Here is a 23,822-nt window from a genome sequence, read left to right as displayed (position 1 = left end):
TTTGACTTTAAGACTTTGGACTTTACAACTTTAGACTAAAATTATGGAAATCGATATCAAAAGCGCACACGGATTAATTCCTGCTATAATCCAAGATTCAGAAACAAAAAATGTTTTGATGTTGGGTTATATGAACGAAGAATCGCTTCAAAAAACAATAGAAACACAAAAAATGACTTTCTTTAGCCGTTCCAAACAAAGACTTTGGACAAAAGGTGAGGAGAGTGGTAACTTTTTAAATCTGGTAAGCATTAAAAATGATTGTGACGGCGATACGCTTTTAATTCAGGCAAAACCTGTTGGGCCAACATGCCACACAGGCGCAGATACTTGCTGGCAGGAACCAAATGATGCGAATTACGGTTTTATTTCGCAATTAGAAAATACAATCAAAACCCGCAGAGAAAATGCTGATTCTGAACAGAGTTATGTAGCTTCTTTATTTGCAAAAGGTATCAATAAAATTGCTCAAAAAGTTGGAGAAGAGGCAGTAGAAGTGGTGATTGAAGCAAAAGATGATAACGATGATTTGTTTCTTAGCGAAAGCGCCGATTTATTGTTTCATTATTTGATTCTGCTTCAAGCGAAAGGATATCAGTTAAATGATGTTGTCGAAGTTTTGAAGAAACGTCAGAAGTAAAGCTTGTCATTTCGACCGAAGGGAGAAATCACACTAGAAATTCCGCAAAGAATATCTTCAATCTTTGTCGATTTATGAGTGTGATTCCTCCCTTCGGTCGAAATGACACAATTAAGCAATTATACAAATAAACAGTTAAGCAAAAACAAATCATTCCACAAACTCAAAAACTGCAAACTCTTGTGGCTGATGAAAACCAAAAATTAAACTCTTATAAGGTTGTAAAGCAAGATATTCAGTTGTATTACCGTAATCAATTCTAAAAGTATTTCCTTTCCATTTTGTTCCAACTTTAGGTTTCGAAAAACCGCCGTTTTCAATATTTTCTAGACTAGAAAACGGAATTTTAATTTCAACTGTATAGCCTTCTGGAGTCACTTTGCTTACAGATTCTAAACCTTTTATATCAAAATCCATTGCAGTATTCCATCCGCCACATTCTGGCGAAATGCATTTTAAAAGCAAATCATAATTTGTAGAAAATGCATTTACTCCAATTTCAATATAATTCTGACCGTCTCCATCTGGATCAAGAAATATTTCGACTAAATCATCAGTATTAAATATCTGAGAATCTTTTTTTTGCGGTGATCCAATGATTTGTGAATCAGTGCATTTGTAGGCTAAGTATAAGTTTTTATTATTCCACGAAAGTGAAACAAAAGTATTTTGCAAAGCTTTTTCTCCAGAATTATGAATTACGAAAGGGCCAATAAAAGGCGTTTTCCACTCTTTTAAATCTCCATCAATTGTTATTTTCTCAGATGTTTTATAAACAGGAAATGTCTGCGAATAGTTATTTATTGAATATAAAAATATCAAAAGGTATGCAAATGAGCTAAATTTCATAAAACAGGAAAATTTTAGCTAAAATAAAAAACAATATGATATATGATTATAAATTTTGTAACATAAATTGAAAATATATACTAATGTTGTAACTAATTCAAAACTTAATTTATAGATATGAAAAGATACTTTAAAAGTGTTGTAGTTGCTTTTCTAATTGGTTTTACTGCCAATGCTCAAGGCCTTTTAAGTAAATCAGAAACAGGTTTTACGCATCAGGATACTTTACGCGGAAGCATTACCAAAGAAAGAGCTTGGTGGGATTTGAAATATTATCACCTTGATATTAAGGTGAATCCGGCAGACAGAACCATTTCGGGAACCAATACTGTTCGTTATACGGTTTTAACGGATTACAATCGTATGCAGATTGATCTTCAGCAACCAATGAATATCACAAAAGTTACACAGAATGGAAAGGAATTAAAGTTTGAAAGAGATGGAAATGCTTTCTTTATTACTTTGAATGAAAATCAAAAAGTGGGCGATACAAAAGAAATTATTGTATCGTTTGGCGGTGTTCCAAAAGAAGCTGTTCGTCCGCCTTGGGATGGAGGAATAACTTGGCAGAAAGATAAAAACGGAAAAGATTTTATAGCTTCATCTTGTCAGGGATTAGGAGCTAGTGTTTGGTGGCCTTGCAAAGATCATATGTACGACGAAGTAGAGAATATGCTAATTAGTGTAAATGTTCCTGGAGATTTAACTGATGTTTCAAATGGAAGGCTTCAAAGTGTTAAAAAACAAAAGGATGGAACAAAAACTTTTAACTGGTATGTTGCCAATCCGATTAATAATTACGGCGTAAATATCAATATTGGAGATTATGTTAATTTCTCAGAAAAATTTAAAGGAGAAAAAGGTGATTTAGACTGTAATTACTATGTTTTGAGAGACAATTTAACTAAAGCAAAAGAGCAATTTAAAGATGCGCCAAAAATGCTGAAGGCTTTTGAAAGCTGGTTTGGACCTTATCCGTTTTACGAAGACAGTTATAAATTGGTCGAAGTTCCGTATTTGGGAATGGAGCACCAAAGTTCTGTAACTTATGGGAACAACTATCAAAACGGACACAATGGCCACGATATAAGCGGAACTGGTTGGGGATTGAAGTTTGATTATATCATTATTCACGAATCGGGTCACGAATGGTTTGCTAATAATATTACTTATAAGGACATTGCCGATATGTGGATTCATGAAAGCTTCACCACTTATTCAGAAGTTCTTTTTATAGAATATTATTACGGAAAAGATGCTGCAAATGAATACGCGAGAGGAATTAGAAAAATGATTGCTAATAAAGAGCCTATTATTGGGTATTATGATGTAAACAGAGAAGGTTCTGGAGATATGTATCCAAAAGGCGCCAACATGATTCATACGATTCGTCAGGTTATTAATGATGATGCGAAGTTTAAATCGATTCTTCGTGGATTGAACAAAACGTTTTATCATCAAACCGTTACCACAAAACAAATTGAAGACTATATTAGTAAAGAATCTGGAATTGATTTTAGCCCCATTTTTAATCAGTATTTGAGAACGCCTCAGGTACCTGTTTTTGAATATTATTTTAAAAATAAAAAATTAGCTTATCATTGGATTAATTGTCAGGAGAACTTTAATCTTCCTTTAAAGGTAACTTTAAACGGCGAAGAAACTTGGCTAAAACCAACAACAGACTGGCAAGCCAAAGATTTAAATAGCGAAAAAACAGCTTTAACTGTAGATGAAAACTTTTATGTTATTGAATCTAATATCACAAATTAATCTTTGTAATTAGTTTAAAAACTGAAACCCAATAAATTTCTTATTTATTGGGTTTGTTTTTTATGAAGAAATCATAAAATTTTAGAATTCTTAATTCGAATGTTTACATTTGTGACAGATTAAGTTCGAATACTTTATTTATTTTATAATTCTAACTAATGAAAAATTACTTTGGAAGCATTTTAGGTGCTTTTCTAATTGGTTTTACTGCCAATGCTCAGGGACTTTTAAACAAGTCAGAAACCGTTTTTACACATCAAGACACTTTACGCGGAAGCATCACAAAAGAAAGAGCTTGGTGGGATTTAAAATATTATCACCTTGATGTAAAGGTTAAACCTGCTGAAAAATTTATTTCAGGTTCAAACACCGTTCGTTATACTGTTTTAACAGAAAACAACCGCATGCAGATTGATTTGCAAGAACCAATGAAAATTACCAAAGTAACGCAAAATGGTAAAGAATTAAAATTTGAAAGAGATGGAAACGCGTTTTTCATCACTTTAAACGAAAAACAAAAAGTTGGTGCAGTAAAAGAAATCGTAGTTTTTTTTGAAGGAAAACCGAAAGAAGCTGTTAGAGCTCCCTGGGATGGTGGTTTCTCTTGGAAAAAAGATAAAAACGGAAAAGATTTTATTGCTACTTCTTGTCAAGGTTTAGGCGCTAGCGTTTGGTGGCCTTGTAAGGATCATATGTACGATGAAGTAGAGAATATGCTAATAAGCGTTAATGTTCCTGGAGATTTAACTGAGGTTTCTAACGGAAGATTACAAAGCGTAAAGAAAGAAAAAGACGGAACTAAAACTTTCAATTGGTATGTTGCCAATCCGATCAATAATTATGGTGTAAACATCAACATTGGAGATTACGTTAATTTCTCTGAAGTTTTTAAAGGTGAAAAGGGAAATTTAGATTGCAACTATTATGTGTTAAAAGATAATTTAGCTTTAGCAAAAGAGCAGTTTAAAGATGCTCCAAGAATGCTTAAAGCTTTTGAAAACTGGTTCGGGCCTTATCCTTTCTACGAAGACAGTTATAAATTGGTTGAAGTTCCGTATTTAGGAATGGAGCACCAAAGTTCTGTAACTTATGGAAATCAATACAAAAATGGTTATTTAGGACGTGATTTAAGCGGAACAGGTTGGGGATTAAAGTTTGATTTTATCATTATTCACGAATCAGGTCATGAATGGTATGCTAACAATATTACTTATAAAGATATCGCAGATATGTGGGTTCACGAGAGTTTTACCAATTATTCAGAAAGTCTTTTTGTGGAATACTACTATGGTAAAGAAGCCGGTGCTGAGTATGTAATTGGATGTAGAAAAAACATTAAAAATGACACACCAATTATTGGACATTATGATGTAAACAATGAAGGATCTGGAGATATGTATCCAAAAGGAGCTTCAATGCTTCATATGATTCGTCAAGTTATCAATGATGATGCAAAATGGAAATCGATTTTACGAGGCATGAACAAAACGTTCTATCACCAAACGGTTACCGGAAAACAAATTCAAGATTATATTAATGAGCAATCTGGAATTAACTTCAATAGAGTTTTTGCTCAATATTTAACTACAACTCAAATTCCGGTTTTTGAATATATGTTTAAAAATGGAACGTTCGGATATCATTGGACAAATTGTGTAGCGAAATTTGATATGCCGGTAAGAGTGAAATTAAACGGCGTTGAAACATGGTTGAAGCCAACTACAGAATGGCAATCGGTTAAAACAACAAACGAAGATAGAAAACTAGAAGTTGATAAAGATTTCTATGTTACGACTTCTAATATAGTCGAATAAAAATTCGATAATTTTCAATTTTTTAAATCCCAAATTCCAATTATCGGAGTTTGGGATTTTTTTATGGTTGTTAATCCGACAGGTTTTAAAAACCTGTCGGGTTTGTTGTTTTTAGTGTTTAGTATGTCATTTTGACCGAAGGGAGAAATCTCCACAAGAAACTCCACAAAGATTGGATTCTCATTACGGAGCTACTTGCGAAGATTTCTCCTTCGTCGAAATGACAAAAAGACTTGAATTTAAAGGCTTTTTATTGGAATTTGGATTTTTTTTATTAGAATTTAAATCTTAACGATTGTTCAATTTCGCCTTTTCCTTAATTATATCCGCAATTTTTCGATTCTCAATTTTACTTTCCAGCCACGAAATAATATCAAGATACAAGAAAGCTCTTTTTTCGTAAGTGTTCTTTTCAAGTTCTACGAAACGAGCGTGCATTTTCTTGAATTCCTTTTTAATATCAGCAGGGTAGAAGTTGTTTAGGTTTCTTAAAAACTTGATAATCTCCTTTTGAACCTCATGCAAATCGTTCATCTTCAATAAGAACTTATAGGTGCTCTTTAGATGATTTTCTAAATAATAATCTTTTCCAAGTTCGTAATGTGCAATCAGCGATAATAATCTCGCGAAGCACATTAAATCTTCGCGCATGGTCAAGTTCTTGTTGTTGATGATTTTATCTAAGTAATTAATGCATTCATTGTATTTTTCGTTACCAAAATAAATAGAAGCAATTTTATAGAAAAACAACATTTCGTGATGCTCATCAAGATGCTCGCTGTGTAATTTCAGTTTATTTAAAATTTCAGGAATCAAATATTCGCTTTCTGCGAAAGTACCTTCTAGTATGTGTAAATTCAATTTATTGTTATATACATATAAGAAAGACAATGAAGCAAGATTATCATTTGAAGGAAATTTTGGATCTGCAATAGTTTCTTCTAGAAGATTTAAGTACTTTTTGAAATTTGATTTATACTTTAACATATAAAGCGATTCTAAGAAATAATGATTTCCTTTTAAGAAAAATACAGGATTCAGATAAATCATATTTGGATTATCATAAAAAAGCTGCACCCATTTATAAGCAAATTTATAACTCGCTAAGAAATCCTGAACCAAGAAGCTTCGCCATAAATTAGCATTGTAAAACCAATATTTTTCGCGAAAGCCAAATTTACTTTCATCAAGTTTAGAAATATGTCTATTAAAATAGTCGTCTATGTATTTGTATTCGGCATCACTTTTTACATATCCTGTTTTTAGCATGATTCCGTACAGCTGAAGCGATAAGTTCGAAAGTTTACTTGAAATTGTGTTTCTATAATTTAATTCTTTGGCTTGAACAACCAATTCGTCGGCGCGACCTTGAATACTTCGTGTAATATATTGTGATTCGATTAATTTTTCGAACTCAACAATTTCATACGCCATATATTTTTCATCATTTTCAAGAGCTTGCTGTTTTGTTTTATCTAAAATTTTCAAACTCTGCTTGTATAATCCTTTATTATAAAGAATAACAGCAAAATCCATTTGCTCTCGAAGCTGATAACGAATGTTTTGGCTCGGAATATTTAGCCTTATACTTACTAGAATTTGTTTGTATAAGTATGATTTTAAGTTAGATAACTGTACTTTTTGGATAACACCACTTTTAAGAATGAGTTTTTCATCATAAACTTCAGATTTATCTAAAATGTTGAATAATTCGATAAATTTTGTATTTGAACTCGTTTCTAATCGGCTTGCAAAAATTTTAAACTGCCTTTTTTCTGATTTCGAAAGTGATTTGATTAGAACAAATAAGAAATCTTTTTGATGGTTAGCCATTGTAAAAAATAATAATATAACTTATTGATTGTGAGTTAGTTAGTGTGTGATAAATCGTTTTATAAACAGTATAATTTCATTAAAATGAATTTCATACTGTAATAGTACAATATATATTTGTTATCAAGATGTGAAATTACATTAAATAAATGAATATGAATAGAGAGAAAGTTCAAATTTTTGACACCACATTGCGAGATGGTGAACAAGTTCCAGGATGTAAGTTAGATACTAAGCAAAAATTAGTTATTGCAGAACGACTAGACAAAATGGGAGTTGACATTATCGAAGCAGGCTTTCCTGTGTCAAGTCCGGGCGATTTTTTATCGGTCTCTGAGATTTGTAAAATTGTAGAAAATGCAACCGTCTGCGGACTTACAAGAGCCGTTAAAAACGACATTGATGTTGCAGCAGCTGCTTTAAAGCACGCTAAGAAACCTAGAATCCATACTGGAATCGGAACTTCGGAATCTCATATACTCCACAAATTACAAACTACGCCTGAAGATATTATTGCAAGAGCAAAATTTGCTGTATCACATGCTAAATCTTATGTAGAAGATGTAGAATTCTACGCAGAAGATGCTGGGAGAACAGACAATGCGTTCTTAGCTAAAGTTTGTGAAGAAGTTATTAAATCTGGAGCAACTGTATTGAATATTCCTGATACTACTGGATATTGTCTTCCAGAAGAATACGGAGCAAAAATTAAATACTTAAAAGAAAACGTAAAAGGAATCGAAAACGTAATCCTTTCATGTCATTGTCATAATGATTTAGGAATGGCAACTGCAAACTCAATCGCAGGAGCTATAAATGGAGCAAGACAAATAGAATGTACTATTAATGGTATTGGAGAGAGAGCTGGAAATACTGCACTTGAAGAAGTGGTTATGATTTTCAAACAACATCCTTACTTAAATTTAGATACAAACATCAATACAAGAGAATTGAACGAAATGAGCCGTTTGGTTTCTGAAAGTATGGGAATGATTGTACAGCCTAATAAAGCGATTGTTGGAGCAAATGCTTTTGCACACAGTTCTGGAATTCACCAAGACGGTGTAATCAAAAACAGAGCAACTTATGAAATCATGGATCCGTTAGACGTCGGAGTAAATGAATCTTCAATCATTTTGACTGCACGAAGCGGAAGAGCAGCTTTGGCTTACCGTGCTAAAAAAGTAGGTTACGAATTGACAAAAACACAATTAGATATCGTTTACATCGAATTCTTGAAATTCGCTGACATTAAAAAAGAAGTTGTAGACGCAGATATCCACCAAATTATAGAAGCTTCTAAAATAGAAGGAGAGTTAATCAGAAACTAATATTTCAATATAAAAATTTAAGGAACAATAAGGATTTAAAGACATAAATAGCGAGAGATTATGAATTTAAAAATAGCAGTTTTACCAGGAGATGGAATTGGACCTGAAGTAATTTTACAAGCTAAGAAAGCTTTGTACGCCGTTGGCGAAGTGTATAATCATGAATTTGTTTTTGAAGAAGCGCTGATGGGAGCGGTTGCTATCGATAAAACAGGAAATCCGTTACCAGAGCAAACTTTAAATCTGTGTTTAAACACTGATGCAGTTTTACTTGGTGCAATTGGAGATCCTAAATACGATAACAACCCAAATGCAAAGGTTCGTCCAGAACAAGGATTATTAAAACTGCGAAAAGAATTAGGATTGTTTGCTAATATTCGTCCTATAAAACCTTATAAGGCCTTAATTGAATCTTCTCCTTTAAAAAGAGAAATTATTGAAGGAGCTGATTTTACCATTTTTAGAGAATTAACAGGTGGAGCTTATTTTGGTACAAAAACACTTAATGAAGAAGGAACACATGCTTCAGATTTATGTGAATATTCAGAAGAAGAAATTACCAGAATTGCACATTTAGCTTTTCAGTCGGCACAAAAACGACGTAAAAAACTTACAATGGTTGATAAAGCAAATGTTTTGGAGACTTCGAGATTATGGAGAAAAGTAGTTCAGAAAGTGAGCGAAGAGTATTCAGATGTTAAGCTTGATTTCTTATTTGTGGATAACGCAGCAATGCAGTTGATTTTAAATCCAAAGCAGTTTGATGTGATTTTGACTGAAAACTTGTTTGGAGATATTTTATCTGATGAAGCTAGTGTAATTACAGGTTCAATAGGTTTATTGCCATCTGTGTCTTTAGGAGAAAAAAACGCTTTGTTTGAGCCAATTCACGGATCATATCCGCAGGCAAAAGGAAAAAACATTGCTAATCCGATTGCTTCGATTTTAGCGGCAGCACTTTTGTTAGAACATTTTGGATTAACTAAAGAAGCTCATGTAATTTATAAAGCGGTAGAAAAAGCAATTGAATACAAGGTAGTTACAGTTGATTTGAAACCAGATTCAAAATTTGGAACAAACGAAGTAGGAGAGTTCGTTTCTAATTTTATTTTCAGCAAAGATGATTTGCTGTATTTTAATAATGATAATGTAAGTATTGGGCAATCAACAATTGTTTAATATTTTTTGTTAAAATGTGAATATAATAACAAGAAGTCTTTGAAATGTTGAGATTTTATTTTTTTACTTCCAGAAGTTTACTTACTTTTGTGAGACCAAAAAAATAAATGATGCAAATCTCAATTATTATTACTTCTGTCGTTGTTGTCAATGTGATTCACACATCTGCATCGGGAATGTTATAAATATAATTGAAAGACTATATTACAAACCTTCCAAATACTGGAAGGTTTTTTTTTGAATAAAAAATTAAAATAAATAAAAAGCAATAATGGAATTAAATAAGTACAGCAAGACCATCACACAAGATCAAACACAGCCTGCGGCGCAAGCGATGTTGTACGGAATTGGTTTAACTGAAGAAGATTTAAAGAAAGCACAGGTTGGTATTGTGAGCATGGGTTACGATGGTAACACTTGCAACATGCACTTGAACGATTTAGCAAAAGATGTTAAAAAAGGTGTTTGGGATGCAGATCTTGTCGGACTTATTTTTAATACTATTGGTGTCAGTGACGGTATTTCTAACGGAACTGAAGGTATGCGTTACTCACTAGTTTCTCGTGATGTAATTGCAGATTCTATTGAAACTGTTGCCGGAGCACAATGGTATGATAGTATTATTGCAATTCCTGGCTGTGATAAAAATATGCCTGGAGCATTAATCGCAATGGGAAGATTAAATCGTCCTTCTATGATGATTTATGGCGGTTCTATTCATTCTGGGAAATGGAAAGGTGAATCTTTAAACATTGTTTCTGCTTTTGAAGCATTAGGAAAAAAAGTAAAAGGCGAAATTACTCCAGAAGATTTTAAAGGTGTTATTCAGAATGCTTGTCCAGGAGCTGGTGCTTGTGGTGGTATGTACACTGCAAACACAATGTCTTCTGCTATTGAAGCCTTAGGAATGAGCTTGCCTTATAGTTCTTCAAACCCTGCTTTAAGCCAAGAAAAAAGAGACGAATGTTTTGAAGCTGGAAAAGCAATCAAAATATTATTAGAAAAAGATATCAAGCCAAGAGACATTATGACTCGTAAGGCTTTCGAAAATGCTATTACAATTGTAGCTGTTTTAGGTGGTTCTACAAATGCAGTTATGCATTTAATTGCAATGGCACATTCAGTTGGAATTACAATCACTTTAGATGATTTCCAAGCGATTAATGATAGAACACCAGTATTGGCAGACATGAAGCCAAGTGGTAAGTATATGATGGAAGACATTCACGAAGTTGGAGGTATTCCAGCAGTTATGAAATACTTATTGAAAGTTGGACTTATTCACGGAGACTGTTTAACTGTAACAGGAAAAACGGTGGCTGAAAACTTAGCTTCAACTCCAGATTTACAAGACGGACAAGAAGTAATTCATGAAATTCAAAAAGCACTAAAACCAACAGGAAATATTCAGGTATTATACGGAAATCTAGCTTCTGAAGGTGCTGTAGCAAAAATCAGCGGTAAAGAAGGAGAATATTTCGAAGGACCAGCTGTTGTATTTGAAGGTGAATTTGAAGTAATCCCAGGTCTTCAAGCCGGAAAAATTAAACCAGGTAATGTAGTCGTCATCAGGGGTTGTGGGCCAAAAGGTGGTCCGGGAATGCCTGAAATGCTGAAGCCTACATCTGCGATTATTGGAGCTGGATTAGGAAGCAGTTGTGCACTAATCACAGACGGTAGATTCTCGGGCGGTTCGCACGGTTTCGTGGTAGGTCACGTTACACCAGAAGCATATGACGGTGGTGGTATTGCACTAGTAAAAGATGGAGATTTAATTGCTATCGATGCTGTGAAAAATACAATCGACCTGAAGATATCTGACGAAGAATTTGCAGCAAGAAAAGCGGCTTGGGTTCAGCCGAAATTAAAAGTTGACAGAGGGGTTTTACTTAAATACGCTAAGTCGGTTTCGAGTGCATCAACAGGATGTGTAACCGATAATTAATTATAAAAAAATCAAAAATCAATTTCAGCAAAATTGAAATTGATAAAAAAAATATACTATGAAAATATCAGGGGCAGAAGCCGTTATAAGATGTTTATTAGCAGAAGGAGTAGATTTAATTTATGGTTACCCAGGTGGAGCTATAATGCCAGTTTACGACGAATTATATAAATTTCAAGATCAGTTACACCACGTTTTAGTTCGTCACGAACAAGGTGCAACGCATGCAGCTCAAGGTTATGCAAGAGCTACAGGAAAAGTAGGAGTAGCCATTGCTACTTCTGGGCCAGGAGCTACAAACTTAGTAACTGGTATCGCAGATGCTCAAATAGATTCAACTCCGTTAGTGTGTATTACTGGACAAGTTGGAAGACATTTATTAGGATCTGATGCATTTCAGGAAACAGATATTATCGGAATTTCAACTCCGGTTACAAAATGGAATTTTCAGGTAACTGAAGCTTCTCAGATTCCTGAAATTATTGCAAAAGCATTTTACATTGCTCGTTCTGGACGTCCAGGGCCTGTATTGGTTGATATTACTAAAAATGCTCAGTTTGATGAGTTCGAATTTAGCTACGAAAAATGCACAGGAATTAGAAGTTATGTTCCAGTTCCAAAATTAAATTTAGATAAAGTTGCCGAAGCTGCAGCTTTAATCAATAGTGCAAAAAAACCGTTTATTGTTTTTGGACAAGGAGTTATTTTGGGGCAGGCAGAAGCAGAATTTAAAGCAGTGGTTGAAAAATCTGGAATTCCAGCAGCATGGACAATTTTAGGATTGTCAGCCTTACCAACAGATCATCCTCTAAACGTTGGTATGCTTGGAATGCATGGAAATTATGCGCCAAATTTACTAACAAACGAATGCGATGTTTTAATTGCTTTCGGAATGCGTTTTGACGACCGTGTTACAGGTAAATTAAGCACATATGCAAAACAGGCAAAAGTAGTTCACTTCGAAATTGATCCTGCAGAGGTTGATAAAAACGTGAAAACAGAAGTAGCTGTTTTAGGAGATGTGAAAGAATCTTTAGCTGCTTTATTGCCATTATTAGATGCAAAATCTCATGATGCTTGGCACAATGAATTTAAAGAGTTAAGCAAAGTTGAATATGATTCAGTAATAAAAGAAGAATTAAATCCAACAAACGGTAAAGGAATTTCGATGGGAGAAACTATCGAAATGATCAACAAACACTCAAAAGGAGACGCAATCATTGTTTCAGATGTTGGTCAGCACCAAATGTTTGCTTGTCGTTATGCTAAATTCAATTCGACTAAAAGTAACATTACTTCAGGAGGTTTAGGAACTATGGGATTTGCATTGCCTGCTGCGATTGGAGCAAAAATGGGAAAACCCGAACGTGAAGTAGTAGCGATTATTGGTGATGGAGGCTTCCAAATGACAATTCAGGAACTTGGAACAATTTTTCAAACTCAGGTTCCAGTGAAGATTGTTATTTTAAATAATGAATTCTTAGGAATGGTTCGCCAATGGCAAGAATTATTCTTTGATAATAGATATGCTTCGACAAAAATGATTAATCCAAATTTCATTGCAATTGCAGAAGGATATCATATCAAGTCTAAAAAAGTTACACAGCGTGAAGATTTAGATGCAGCGGTCGCTGAGATGCTAGCATCAAAAGATTCATATTTCTTAGAAGTTGTAGTCGAAAAAGAAAACAACGTTTTCCCAATGATTCCAACAGGAGCTTGTGTATCAGAAATTAGATTAAGTTAAGAAAAGTTTCAATCCCGATAGCTATCGGGAAAATAAAACTAAAAAAACAAATGGAAGATAAAACATTTACCATATCGGTATATTCAGAAAATAATGTGGGTTTATTAAATAGGATATCAGGAATATTCTTAAAGCGTCACATTAATATATTAAGTCTAAATGTTTCAGAATCAGAGATTGAGAATGTTTCAAGATTTATCATCGTAGTAAATACGACAGAAAAATGGGTTCAGAATATTGTTGGACAAATTGAAAAACAAATTGAAGTTATAAAAGCATTTTATCACACAGATGAAGAGACTATTTTCTTAGAAAATGCTTTGTTTAAAATTGCTTCAAGTTTGTTGTTTGACGAGAAACAAATTCAGAATATTATTAAAGAGAGCCAGTCTACAATTGTGACAGTTTCTCGCGATTTCTTTGTGATTTCAAAATCAGGAAGACGTTCTGAAATTGAGGAATTATACCAAAAGTTCAAACCATACGGAATTATGCAGTTTGTACGTTCGGGAAGAATATCGGTTTCTAAACAAAAAATGGAGATTTCTACATTATTAGAATCCTTTAAATAATAAAATCTTAGTTATATATATATCAATATTAAAATTTCATTTCATTAAATATTAAAACAAAAATGGCAAATTATTTCAATACATTACCACTTAGATTACAATTAGAACAATTAGGAGTTTGCGAATTTATGGAGCAATCAGAATTTGCAGACGGAATTGCAGCATTGGCTGGAAAAAAAGTTGTAATTGTTGGTTGTGGAGCACAAGGTTTGAATCAAGGTTTAAACATGAGAGATTCTGGTTTAGACATTTCTTATGCATTGCGTGCAGATGCAATTGCAGAAAAAAGAGCTTCTTATAAAAATGCAACTGAAAATGGTTTCAAAGTAGGAACTTATGAAGAATTGATTCCAACTGCAGATTTAGTTTGTAACCTTACACCAGACAAACAACATACAGCTGTGGTAACTGCTATTATGCCATTAATGAAACAAGGTTCTACTTTATCTTACTCTCACGGATTCAACATCGTAGAAGAAGGAATGCAGATTCGTAAAGACATCACTGTTATTATGTGTGCTCCTAAATGTCCAGGTTCTGAGGTACGTGAAGAGTACAAAAGAGGATTTGGAGTTCCAACTCTTATCGCAGTTCACCCAGAAAACGATCCAAATGGATTTGGTTTAGATCAAGCAAAAGCTTACGCTGTAGCAACTGGAGGACATAGAGCGGGAGTTTTAAGATCATCTTTTGTAGCTGAAGTAAAATCAGATTTAATGGGTGAGCAAACTATTCTTTGTGGTTTATTGCAAACTGGATCTATTTTATGTTTCGATAAAATGGTTGAAAAAGGAATCGATGCTGCTTACGCTTCTAAATTAATCCAATACGGATGGGAAACTATCACTGAGGCTTTAAAACACGGTGGTATTACAAATATGATGGATCGTTTAAACAATCCTTCAAAAATCGAGGCTTACGAATTAGCTGAAGAATTGAAAGACATTATGCGTCCTTTATTCCAAAAACATCAAGACGATATCATTTCTGGAGAATTCTCTAGAACTATGATGATCGACTGGGCCAATGACGATGTTAACTTATTGAAATGGAGAGCTGCAACAGGAGAAACTAACTTCGAAAAAACAGCTCCACAAGAAGCTCCAATCTCAGAGCAAGAATATTTTGACAATGGTGTATTAATGATTGCAATGGTAAAAGCTGGTGTTGAATTAGCTTTCGAAACAATGACTGAAGCTGGAATCATCGAAGAATCTGCTTACTATGAGTCATTACACGAATTGCCATTAATTGCAAATACAATCGCAAGAAAGAAATTGTTCGAAATGAACCGCGTAATTTCTGATACTGCTGAGTACGGATGCTACTTATTTGATCATGCATGTAAGCCATTATTGACTGAATTCATGAAAAAAGTGGAAACTAACATTATTGGTAAACCATTCTCAACTTCAAACGGAGTAGACAATGCGGTACTAATCGCTGTTAATAAAGAAATTCGTCAACACCCTATTGAAGAAGTAGGAGCTTGGTTGAGAGAATCTATGACAGCAATGAAAAAAATTGGATAATTAAAAAATTGGGAATTCCCGCAGAATTCGATTTTGCGGGATTTGCACTGTATCAATGATTTGTAATATTTTGAATTAGTAAGCACTTATTAAGATAATAGATATAGATGCATATTGCATTCACTTAACTTCAGTGAGAGAGTTAAGTGAAGCGGATCCCTAAAATGGGGTATATTTTGAAAAAAATATGCTTGTTGAAATTTCTGTTTTAATTAATAAAGATGCTGCTATTTTCAAAATAGAGAAAAGTCTCGCAGTGCGATTTACAAAATTAATTGTTATTGAAATTTGTTAAATTAAAAAAGGCATAATATCTATTTATTATGCCTTTTTTGCCCTTTCTAAATTGCATTAAAAAATAAAATTTTAAGACAACTGCAAATAATTATCATATTTTATTAAATAAAAGTTTTTTTTGATAAAATTTATGAATTAAATTATTTCAAGAATACGTTCAGATTTAATACATTTATAAAAAAATTCAACAAACGATGAGCTATTACAAAATTGAAAATTTAGAACAATACTTTAAACATTACAATAAGTCAATAAGGGAGCCAAGAAAATTTTGGGGAAAAATAGCTGAGGAGAATTTCACATGGTACCAGCAATGGGAGAAAGTTGTTGATTTTAATATGGCTGAGGCAGAAGTAAAATGGTTTACAGACGCTAAAGTTAACATTACAAAAAACTGTATCGATAGACATTTAAGCAAAAGAGGAGAGAAGACGGCAATTATTTTTGAGCCAAATGATCCTTCTGAAGAGGCTTTACATATATCGTATAATGAATTATACGAGAGAGTTTCAAAAATGGCAAACGTTCTTCGCGAGCAAGGTGTTCGTAAAGGAGATAGAGTTTGTATTTATTTACCAATGATTCCAGAATTGGCTGTTTCTGTTTTAGCTTGTGCTAGAATTGGAGCAATTCACTCTGTTATTTTCGCTGGATTTTCTGCTTCTGCAGTTTCTGCAAGAATCAACGATTGCGAATGCAAAATGGTAATCACATCTGATGGAGGATATAGAGGGAACAAAACAATTGATCTTAAAGGAATTGTAGACGAAGCTCTAGAAACTTGCCCTTCTGTTACAAAAGTTTTAGTTGCAAAAAGAACTAATACTAATGTAAAAATGAAAGATGGTCGTGATGTTTGGTTACAACCATTATTAGATGCAGCTTTAGATAATAGTGTTGCTGAAATTATGGATGCCGAAGATCCTTTGTTTATCTTATATACTTCAGGATCAACAGGAAAACCAAAAGGAATGGTTCATACTACTGCTGGTTATATGGTATACACTGCGTATACTTTCAAAAATGTATTCAACTACGAAGACAATGATATTTTCTGGTGTACAGCAGATATTGGATGGATCACTGGTCACTCTTATATATTGTATGGTCCATTATTAAACGGAGCTACAACTGTAATTTTTGAAGGAGTTCCTTCTTATCCAGATTTTAGCCGTTTTTGGGATATTATCGAAAAACATAAAATTACACAATTCTATACTGCACCAACGGCAATCCGTTCATTGGCAAAAGAAAGTTTAGATTATATTCAAAAATATCCTCTTAAATCACTTAAAGTTATCGGATCTGTTGGAGAGCCAATTAACGAAGAGGCTTGGCACTGGTTTAATGACCACGTAGGAGATAAGAGATGTCCAGTTGTAGATACTTGGTGGCAGACAGAAACAGGAGGAATCATGATTTCGCCAATTGCTTTTGTAACCCCAACAAAACCTACTTATGCAACATTGCCATTACCTGGAATCCAACCTGTTTTGATGGATGAAAAACGTAATGAAATTGAAGGAAACCAAGTAGTTGGAAGTTTATGTGTTAAATTTCCATGGCCGGGAATCGCTAGAACTATCTGGAATAATCACGAACGTTACAAAGAAACTTATTTCTCTGCTTTCCCTGGAAAATACTTTACAGGAGACGGTGCTTTAAGAGACGAAGTTGGATACTACAGAATTACCGGTCGAGTAGATGATGTTGTTATTGTTTCTGGACACAACTTAGGAACAGCTCCTATTGAAGATGCGATCAACGAACATCCAGCTGTAGCAGAATCTGCAATTGTTGGATTCCCTCACGATATTAAAGGAAATGCGTTATATGGTTTTGTTATTCTTAAAGAAACAGGAGAAGTTAGAAATAAAGAGAATCTAACTAAAGAGATAAACCAATATATTGCAGATCACATTGGACCAATCGCTAAGTTAGATAAAATTCAATTTGTTTCTGGTTTGCCAAAAACTCGTTCTGGAAAAATTATGCGTAGAATTTTACGTAAAATAGCTGAAGGTGATTTCTCTAATTTTGGAGACACTTCAACTTTATTAAATCCAGAAGTTGTTGAAGAAATTATGAAAGAAAGAATTTCTTAATTAAAAATATAATTCTAAAAAAGCCTCTTAACACGAGGCTTTTTTTATGGTATTTATTGGTTGTTTTTTAAACCTGCATCATTTACAAAAATAAGCTGTTGCATATTACTTAAGTTGGTAAGTGACAGAATTCCATTTTTATTTTCATTAATTCCATTTATTCTAAAACAAAACTCATTTCCGTCTTTATCTCGAAAAGTTACAAACTCAGCCGTATCATCTGAAAAGTTCTGACAACTATTTGAAATAGTATATTTGTACATTACCTTCATTTGGTTATTGTTGTAATTGTAAGCTTTTCCATCCTGAGTAAAGACCCATTTTGTACTTGTATTTGTTTTAGAATACCAATTTCCTAAAATACGTTTAGATGAAGGATCTTGATTTTGTGCAAAAATCACTGAAACAAAAAACAGAAAGGACAGAACAAATAGTAGCTTTTTCATAGAATTTTAGTTTTAGAAAGGGTTTGTCTCTAATTTCATTTAATTAATATAAAATTACAATTTTACTTAATTTGAAAAACCATTGAATTAGTAATTTTCTGTTAATTCATAAATAGAATGACAAAAAAAAAGCCTCTTAAAGTTAAGAGGCTTTTTAAATATGATACTGATTAGAACTTGGTACTTTAAAAATTGTTTTTTTTTTTTTTAATTTATTTGATTCCTAATCTAGATTTTAATTTTAAGAATAAAAGTCCAATTCTATACGCATCTTCAGAAGAAGAATTTCTATCGCTTTTTGGAATTTTATAAATCCCGCATAAATCGTCAAGCGAAAATTGCTTGTCATTTATATCTGTAAGTTTTCTGTACATGACATCTACATCTAAAGCCTCATTTTTCAATCGGCCGCAATCTAAACGTTCTAGAGCTGCATTTAGCATTTCGATATCAAAATTAATATGATGCCCAACTAGAATTGAGTTTCCTATAAAATTTACAAAAGCTTCAAGCGCATCAGGCTCAGGCATTTTCATCATTTTGCTTTCAATGATAAATTCATTTGAAAGCCCGTTATCTTGAAGATATTTGTATTGTAATAAAACTGTTTCGAAACTTTCCTTAATAACAATACTGTCATCAATAACCGAAAAAGCTCCAAGAGACAAAATAACATCTTTGTCCGGATTTAAACCAGAAGTTTCGGTCGATAAAACAACAAACTTATTAGGTTTGGTTTCGAATTTCGTTAAATAGTCTTTCCAGAAATCTGGATAGTCTTTATTAATGTTTTTTAACCAGTCTAGCATGTTTTATGAGAATTGTGTCAATTGAAATTTACTCTTTATCAGTTCCTCCAGGTCTTTCATTGGGGACAATGCATTTTTTAATTTCTCTTTGTCAGTTTTTGACATTTCTCTTAGGTTAATATATTGGCCAGAGTCGTCGTTTTTTAATCCTTCAACAGTTCTAAATTTAGAAAGCGTTAAAAAAGCTTCCGCACAACTTAAATAAATTTCAGCATTTTTAGAATCTGTGATTGCTAATTGTTTGAATCTTAAATAGGTATTTTGAATTCCTTTAATGTTTGCATTTAAAATTAATAAACGCGCTCCATCAATTAATGGCATTAAAGCTCTTGTTTTAATATCAAATTTATCCTTATTCGGACCATCTTCTTCAACAATGAATTTTTTAAAGAAACTTAAAGGTGAGTTTCTCTTTAAAGCATCGTTTCCTAAAAAGTCAAAGAATAAAGTATTGTTAACGGCATTTTTGAAAATCACATTTTCAATTGCTTCTTCAATTTTTGGTTCTCCAAAAACAATTTCATAATCAAAGAAAATACTACTCAAATCATTACTGTTTTCACCTGGAGTATTCATCCAACTGTTGTATTGTTTAGTCCAATCACTCAAGGATTTACACCAAAGCATATTGCTTCCCATATGTCCATTTGGACAATAATCGTAGCCCACTTTTTCTAATATAGAAGTTGTACGTTTTGCCAATCTCAAGAAATAATCTTTTACTTCTCTATATTTCTCAGGCGTAACATCTTCAAAAATTAAAATACTATCTTGATCTGTAAGTAATAATTGTTCTTTACGTCCTTGACTACCAATGCTTAACCATGCAAAACGTGCAGGAGGGGAGCCTAAATCTAAAATCGATAATTCGACCGCTCTTTTAATAATTGCCAAGTTGATCTCACTTGCAATATTGCTGACATGTGAAATTGGAATATTTTTTTGAATCGAATTCTGAATCAAATCTGATAGACGATCGCGTATTTGTTTTAAGTCTTTTGGAAGCTGAGAACGCTTAATCTCTTTGATTAATACACCTGGGTTACTAGCTTGTGCTACAATAAGATCGTGTTCAGAAATAATTCCTTTTACTACAGATTTGCTTGTACCGTCTTTTGTAACACATAAGTGAGTTACGTTGTGTTTTAGCATCAATAGTTGAGCTTCAGCCAAAGATACATTTTCTAAAACTGTAACAACTGGAGACGACATAATTTTATCAATAGTTTCACTAATAGGAAAGCGTCCTGTTGCAATTTTTGATGATAAATCTGCATTGGTAACGATACCAATTGGATGATTTTTTTCGCCACAGATTATGATATTGTCTACCATAGAATCTGTCATTAAAATTGCAACGTCTTTAATTATAGAACTTGCCTGTGTTGTTAAAGGAGAATTGTTATAGTTAAGAGACTGAATGTATTGCATTTCTGTCTGCTGATCTATATAATCAGAATCTGAAACTAATTTGCCGTTAGAGTTCATACTGTCTTTAGTATGACGAGAATTTACAGCAAAACTTTCTAATAAAAAGTTTAATACATCTGAATTATTTGCCACAAAAGGTCTGAAAACAGCAATCGGAATAGCATATACAATACTTTCCTCACGTGCTTTTGCCGTCATCATGTAGTTGTTTTTGGCAAAAAACGGACGTAAACCAAAAATATCGCCTTCGTGACACTTATTTATAATTGTTTCCTCAGCATCGGCAATAGTTGTAAGATTAATGACGCCAGAAGCTACAACATAAAAGTTTTCATGAAGCGGATCGTTATTTTGAAATAATACCGCATGTTTTTCTAGATTAATGACACGAATATTCGTAGCAATATCTGATAATTCCTGGAAAGTTAAATTATCAAACGGTTTGTATTCTTTTAAAAAATCTGCAATATGTTCAGCAACTGTATTCATATATGTGATAATTTATTTTTAAAGTATCGAATGTAAAAATAGTAAAATAAACTCTTACAATGAAAGTTCTTTAGTAGAATCTAACTATTTTAAAGAAATGTTAAAAGATAATGACAATAAGACTTGCAAAAACTTTTCTGTTTTAAAAAATTGAATATTTACGATTGGCACAGAGACGATTTATGTTTACAAAAAAACATTGGCAAAAACTAGATTGATAAATACTGCGATATTTGAAAATATTTTAAATCTAAAATCATACAGCGCATTTATGAACATTTGAATATAAGGAAAATGTTTTGATTAGAAAACAAACTGTATGTAAATCTAGCGAGCTAAATTTTGAATATTTGGAAATTTTCAAAAATAAAAATGATACAGTGCATTTTAAGCGATTTGAATTTAAGTAAAATGCTTTTGAAAATAAACTGTAATAATCCAGTAAGCTAAATTTTGAATATTTGAGTTTTTTCGAAAATAAAAATCATACAGTAGATTTATGAGAGATGTAGTTTTATAAAACAAAAGTTCTCAAACAAAAAAAATTAGAAGCAAGGATGGTAAATTTATCGCAGATAAAAATACTTTACGCAAAAAGCCGTATAACAGATTTATAGGGCAGTTTCTAAAATATTCTATTTTACATAATATAAATTATAGTTCAAATTGAAATAACTCCGAAGAGGAGTTTATTCATATAATTTATTCAAAATCATCTCTTTTGGTACAATATCGCTTCCACCATTTTTAGTAAACTGTATTACTGAATCTTCTACAAATAAAACTGCGCTGGATGTATTTCCGTTTTGATCTTTAAATTTTATTTGAGCTTTATCGCCATGCGGATACACATGCCCCGTAACTTCTAAAACTCCAGAATTTAATTCTTTATGATCGCTAGTAACTTCAGCGGTTCCAAAAATTTTATAATTTGACTGAGCAATCGTAATTGTAAAAATGTATTCTTTTTTGCAGTCTTTGCATTTTTTGTTTCCCCAAGTTCCTGAGAATTTATTTTGCTGCGCAAATGATTGTAACGAAATTAAAAATGCCAGTAAAAGAAATTTTTTCATTGTAGTTTGTTGTATTAAAATCTGAATCAAATATAAATCAAAAAAGCATCACATATTTGCGATGCTTTTTTTAAGTTTTCTTAAATCTATAATTTTTTCAAATAAACTGATTTTCCGTTTAACGACACGTCAATTTGATTCGTTTTTTCGTTAAAAGTTGTTCTCAAAGCGTTTCCGTTAAAAATCGTAACGTCGCCGTATACGTGTCCAGTTTCAGTAGAAACATAATCAAACTTTACTTTTTTGTTTCCTGGTTCAATTCCTAGCTTGTAACTTGAAAATTTTGTTCCTCTTAAATCGAAATCTTGTTGTGAATCGATAATGTTTCCGTCTGCATAAAAATTGGTGACCGATTTACTTAATGTAATATCCGGATAATACTCGTTAACCTTTTTAAGAAGTTCGTACTGCGCAACACTGGCTTCTTCTTGTTTAGATGTAATGGTTTGCGCAAACGTAATTGATGTGCATAAAACTGCTAATAACAAAAGGTACTTTTTCATAATTTTTTTTCTAATTTAAAGATTAATAAATAGTTACACTAAATAATGTTGGCAATTACTTTAATTTATTGTTATAAACTTCTTCAAGTTATATAACAAGATATGAAATCTTTACCTTTGCAGAAAATTATAAGCCGTTTTTTAAGATAATGACAACAAAAAAATATATCCAGCTAATCCTTATTTTAGGTTCGTTAACTGCACTTGGTCCTTTTTCTATTGATATGTATCTGCCTGGTTTCTCAGGAATTGCAAAAGATTTAAATACTTCTGTAGCAAAAGTTTCGATGAGTTTATCCAGTTATTTCATCGGAATTTCTGCTGGACAATTGCTTTATGGGCCTTTATTAGACCGTTTTGGGCGTAAAAAACCTTTATTTATTGGGCTTCTAGTATATATTCTTGCCTCTTTAGGATGTATTTATGTTGCTGATATTGATGCTTTCATATTGCTTCGTTTTATTCAAGCCATCGGAAGTTGTGCTGCAACTGTTGCCTCTGTAGCAATGGTTCGTGATTTATTTCCTGTAAAAGATATTCCAAAAGTGTTTTCGCTTTTAATGCTTGTTGTTGGACTTTCTCCTATGTTGGCGCCAACTATTGGTGGTTATGTTACAGAAGATTTAGGTTGGCACGCTGTGTTTTTTATTCTTATGTGTATGGGAATCGTAATTTTAGCAGCTTCACAATTCGGACTTCCGGATACTTATAAACCAGATAATTCAATTTCGCTAAAACCAAAACCAATCATATCAAATTTTGTAATGGTTTTAAAAGAACCTCAATTTTATACCTATGCATTTACTGGAGCAGTCGCATTTTCTGGCTTGTTTTCTTATGTAGCGGCTTCTCCTCTAGTTTTTATGGATATTTATAATGTTAACGCTAAAACTTATGGATGGATTTTTGCTCTTATGTCAGTTAGTTTTATTGGTTCTAGCCAGTTGAATTCTATGCTGTTAAAACGATTTTCGAGCGAACAAATGATCTATGGCGCTTTAATTTCGCAGTCTATTATAAGTATTATATTTTTAATTCTAGCCTTAAATGATCTTTTAGGATTGTATCAAACGATCGGAATGTTGTTTTTATTTCTTGCTTGTTTAGGAATTTCAAACCCAAATACGGCAGGATTAACGCTTGCTCCTTTCGCTAAAAATACAGGTAGTGCTTCTGCTTTAATGGGAGCTATTCAATTAGGAATTGGTGCATTGGCATCATTTGCAATTGGTGTCTTTGTAAAAGATTCTGTAGCGCCTATGGTTGCCATTATGACAACAACTACGATTACAGCCTTTATTATTTTAAATATCGGAAAGCGTTTTATTAAAGAAAAAGTGGAATTATCAGATAGTGATGATGTTATGATTGGGCATTAATTTTTTAAATGCCAAAGAAGAAATTCCAAATTCTAATAAAAAAGCCTAAATCATTGATTTAGGCTTTTTAGTATT

The 23,822-nt window shown here is 32.7% G+C and carries 18 protein-coding genes; 11 read left to right on the top strand and 7 right to left on the bottom strand.

Features of this window, described 5'->3' with window-relative positions; genetic code table 11:
• Positions 1–43: 43 nt before the first annotated feature.
• Positions 44–640 (top strand): bifunctional phosphoribosyl-AMP cyclohydrolase/phosphoribosyl-ATP diphosphatase HisIE, encoded by a 597-nt coding sequence (gene hisIE, locus JC605_RS07915; protein ID WP_198855686.1) that lies wholly within the window; start codon positions 44–46, stop codon positions 638–640.
• Between the two features lie 150 nt (positions 641–790).
• Here hisIE and JC605_RS07910 read toward each other — a convergent pair whose 3' ends face one another.
• Entirely contained in the window at positions 791–1,489 is a 699-nt protein-coding gene (locus tag JC605_RS07910; RefSeq protein WP_198855685.1) for a carbohydrate-binding family 9-like protein, read from the bottom strand.
• 117 nt (positions 1,490–1,606) lie between these two features.
• Here JC605_RS07910 and JC605_RS07905 point away from each other — a divergent pair, with 117 nt between their 5' ends.
• Complete coding sequence (locus JC605_RS07905) at positions 1,607–3,262, top strand: M1 family metallopeptidase (protein WP_198855684.1); 1,656 nt, start codon at positions 1,607–1,609, stop codon at positions 3,260–3,262.
• A 158-nt stretch (positions 3,263–3,420) separates the two neighbouring features.
• Positions 3,421–5,076: a M1 family metallopeptidase gene (locus JC605_RS07900; protein WP_198855683.1), complete on the top strand. Its 1,656-nt coding sequence runs from the start codon at positions 3,421–3,423 to the stop codon at positions 5,074–5,076.
• 288 nt (positions 5,077–5,364) lie between these two features.
• On the opposite strand, the gene JC605_RS07895 is transcribed toward JC605_RS07900, so the two are convergent.
• On the bottom strand, positions 5,365–6,909 hold the full coding sequence (locus tag JC605_RS07895; RefSeq protein ID WP_198855682.1) for a hypothetical protein: 1,545 nt from the start codon (positions 6,907–6,909) through the stop codon (positions 5,365–5,367).
• Positions 6,910–7,064: 155 nt separating this feature from the next.
• On the opposite strand from JC605_RS07895, the gene JC605_RS07890 reads away from it, so the two are divergent.
• The 7 genes from JC605_RS07890 to acs all read left to right on the top strand — a co-directional run bounded on the left by JC605_RS07890 (position 7,065) and on the right by acs (position 17,617).
• Complete coding sequence (locus tag JC605_RS07890) at positions 7,065–8,240, top strand: 2-isopropylmalate synthase (protein ID WP_198855681.1); 1,176 nt, start codon at positions 7,065–7,067, stop codon at positions 8,238–8,240.
• Positions 8,241–8,300: 60 nt separating this feature from the next.
• Complete coding sequence (gene leuB, locus JC605_RS07885; protein WP_198855680.1) at positions 8,301–9,419, top strand: 3-isopropylmalate dehydrogenase; 1,119 nt, start codon at positions 8,301–8,303, stop codon at positions 9,417–9,419.
• Between the two features lie 271 nt (positions 9,420–9,690).
• Positions 9,691–11,364, top strand: coding sequence for a dihydroxy-acid dehydratase (gene ilvD, locus JC605_RS07880; protein WP_198855679.1), 1,674 nt, complete (start codon positions 9,691–9,693; stop codon positions 11,362–11,364).
• Positions 11,365–11,422: 58 nt separating this feature from the next.
• Complete coding sequence (ilvB, locus tag JC605_RS07875; protein WP_198855678.1) at positions 11,423–13,111, top strand: biosynthetic-type acetolactate synthase large subunit; 1,689 nt, start codon at positions 11,423–11,425, stop codon at positions 13,109–13,111.
• Between the two features lie 50 nt (positions 13,112–13,161).
• Positions 13,162–13,683: an acetolactate synthase small subunit gene (gene ilvN / locus JC605_RS07870; protein ID WP_095929307.1), complete on the top strand. Its 522-nt coding sequence runs from the start codon at positions 13,162–13,164 to the stop codon at positions 13,681–13,683.
• A gap of 62 nt (positions 13,684–13,745) precedes the next feature.
• The gene (ilvC, locus tag JC605_RS07865) at positions 13,746–15,215 is read left to right on the top strand and encodes a ketol-acid reductoisomerase (protein WP_111291079.1); all 1,470 of its coding nucleotides are present in this window, start codon (positions 13,746–13,748) and stop codon (positions 15,213–15,215) included.
• Positions 15,216–15,706: 491 nt separating this feature from the next.
• Positions 15,707–17,617: an acetate--CoA ligase gene (gene acs, locus JC605_RS07860; protein ID WP_198855677.1), complete on the top strand. Its 1,911-nt coding sequence runs from the start codon at positions 15,707–15,709 to the stop codon at positions 17,615–17,617.
• Between the two features lie 53 nt (positions 17,618–17,670).
• Here the strand turns inward: acs and JC605_RS07855 are convergent, their stop codons facing one another.
• From JC605_RS07855 to JC605_RS07835, 5 genes are all read right to left on the bottom strand, one after another.
• The gene (locus JC605_RS07855) at positions 17,671–18,063 is read right to left on the bottom strand and encodes a hypothetical protein (RefSeq protein ID WP_198855676.1); all 393 of its coding nucleotides are present in this window, start codon (positions 18,061–18,063) and stop codon (positions 17,671–17,673) included.
• 212 nt (positions 18,064–18,275) lie between these two features.
• The gene (locus JC605_RS07850; RefSeq protein WP_198855675.1) at positions 18,276–18,872 is read right to left on the bottom strand and encodes a 3'-5' exonuclease; all 597 of its coding nucleotides are present in this window, start codon (positions 18,870–18,872) and stop codon (positions 18,276–18,278) included.
• A 3-nt stretch (positions 18,873–18,875) separates the two neighbouring features.
• Positions 18,876–20,792, bottom strand: a complete 1,917-nt coding sequence (locus JC605_RS07845) for a DUF294 nucleotidyltransferase-like domain-containing protein (protein WP_198855674.1) — start codon at positions 20,790–20,792, stop codon at positions 18,876–18,878.
• A 689-nt stretch (positions 20,793–21,481) separates the two neighbouring features.
• Positions 21,482–21,865, bottom strand: a complete 384-nt coding sequence (locus tag JC605_RS07840) for a hypothetical protein (RefSeq protein WP_198855673.1) — start codon at positions 21,863–21,865, stop codon at positions 21,482–21,484.
• Positions 21,866–21,951: 86 nt separating this feature from the next.
• Positions 21,952–22,368, bottom strand: coding sequence for a hypothetical protein (locus JC605_RS07835; protein ID WP_198855672.1), 417 nt, complete (start codon positions 22,366–22,368; stop codon positions 21,952–21,954).
• A gap of 149 nt (positions 22,369–22,517) precedes the next feature.
• Between JC605_RS07835 and JC605_RS07830 the strand changes: the two genes are divergently transcribed.
• Positions 22,518–23,747: a multidrug effflux MFS transporter gene (locus tag JC605_RS07830; RefSeq protein ID WP_198855671.1), complete on the top strand. Its 1,230-nt coding sequence runs from the start codon at positions 22,518–22,520 to the stop codon at positions 23,745–23,747.
• The last annotated feature ends 75 nt before the right edge of the window (positions 23,748–23,822 follow it).

Source organism: Flavobacterium sp. IB48 (genome assembly GCF_016405855.1).
Lineage (GTDB): Bacteria > Bacteroidota > Bacteroidia > Flavobacteriales > Flavobacteriaceae > Flavobacterium > Flavobacterium ginsengisoli.
This window is presented reverse-complemented; position numbering and strand designations above follow the sequence as displayed.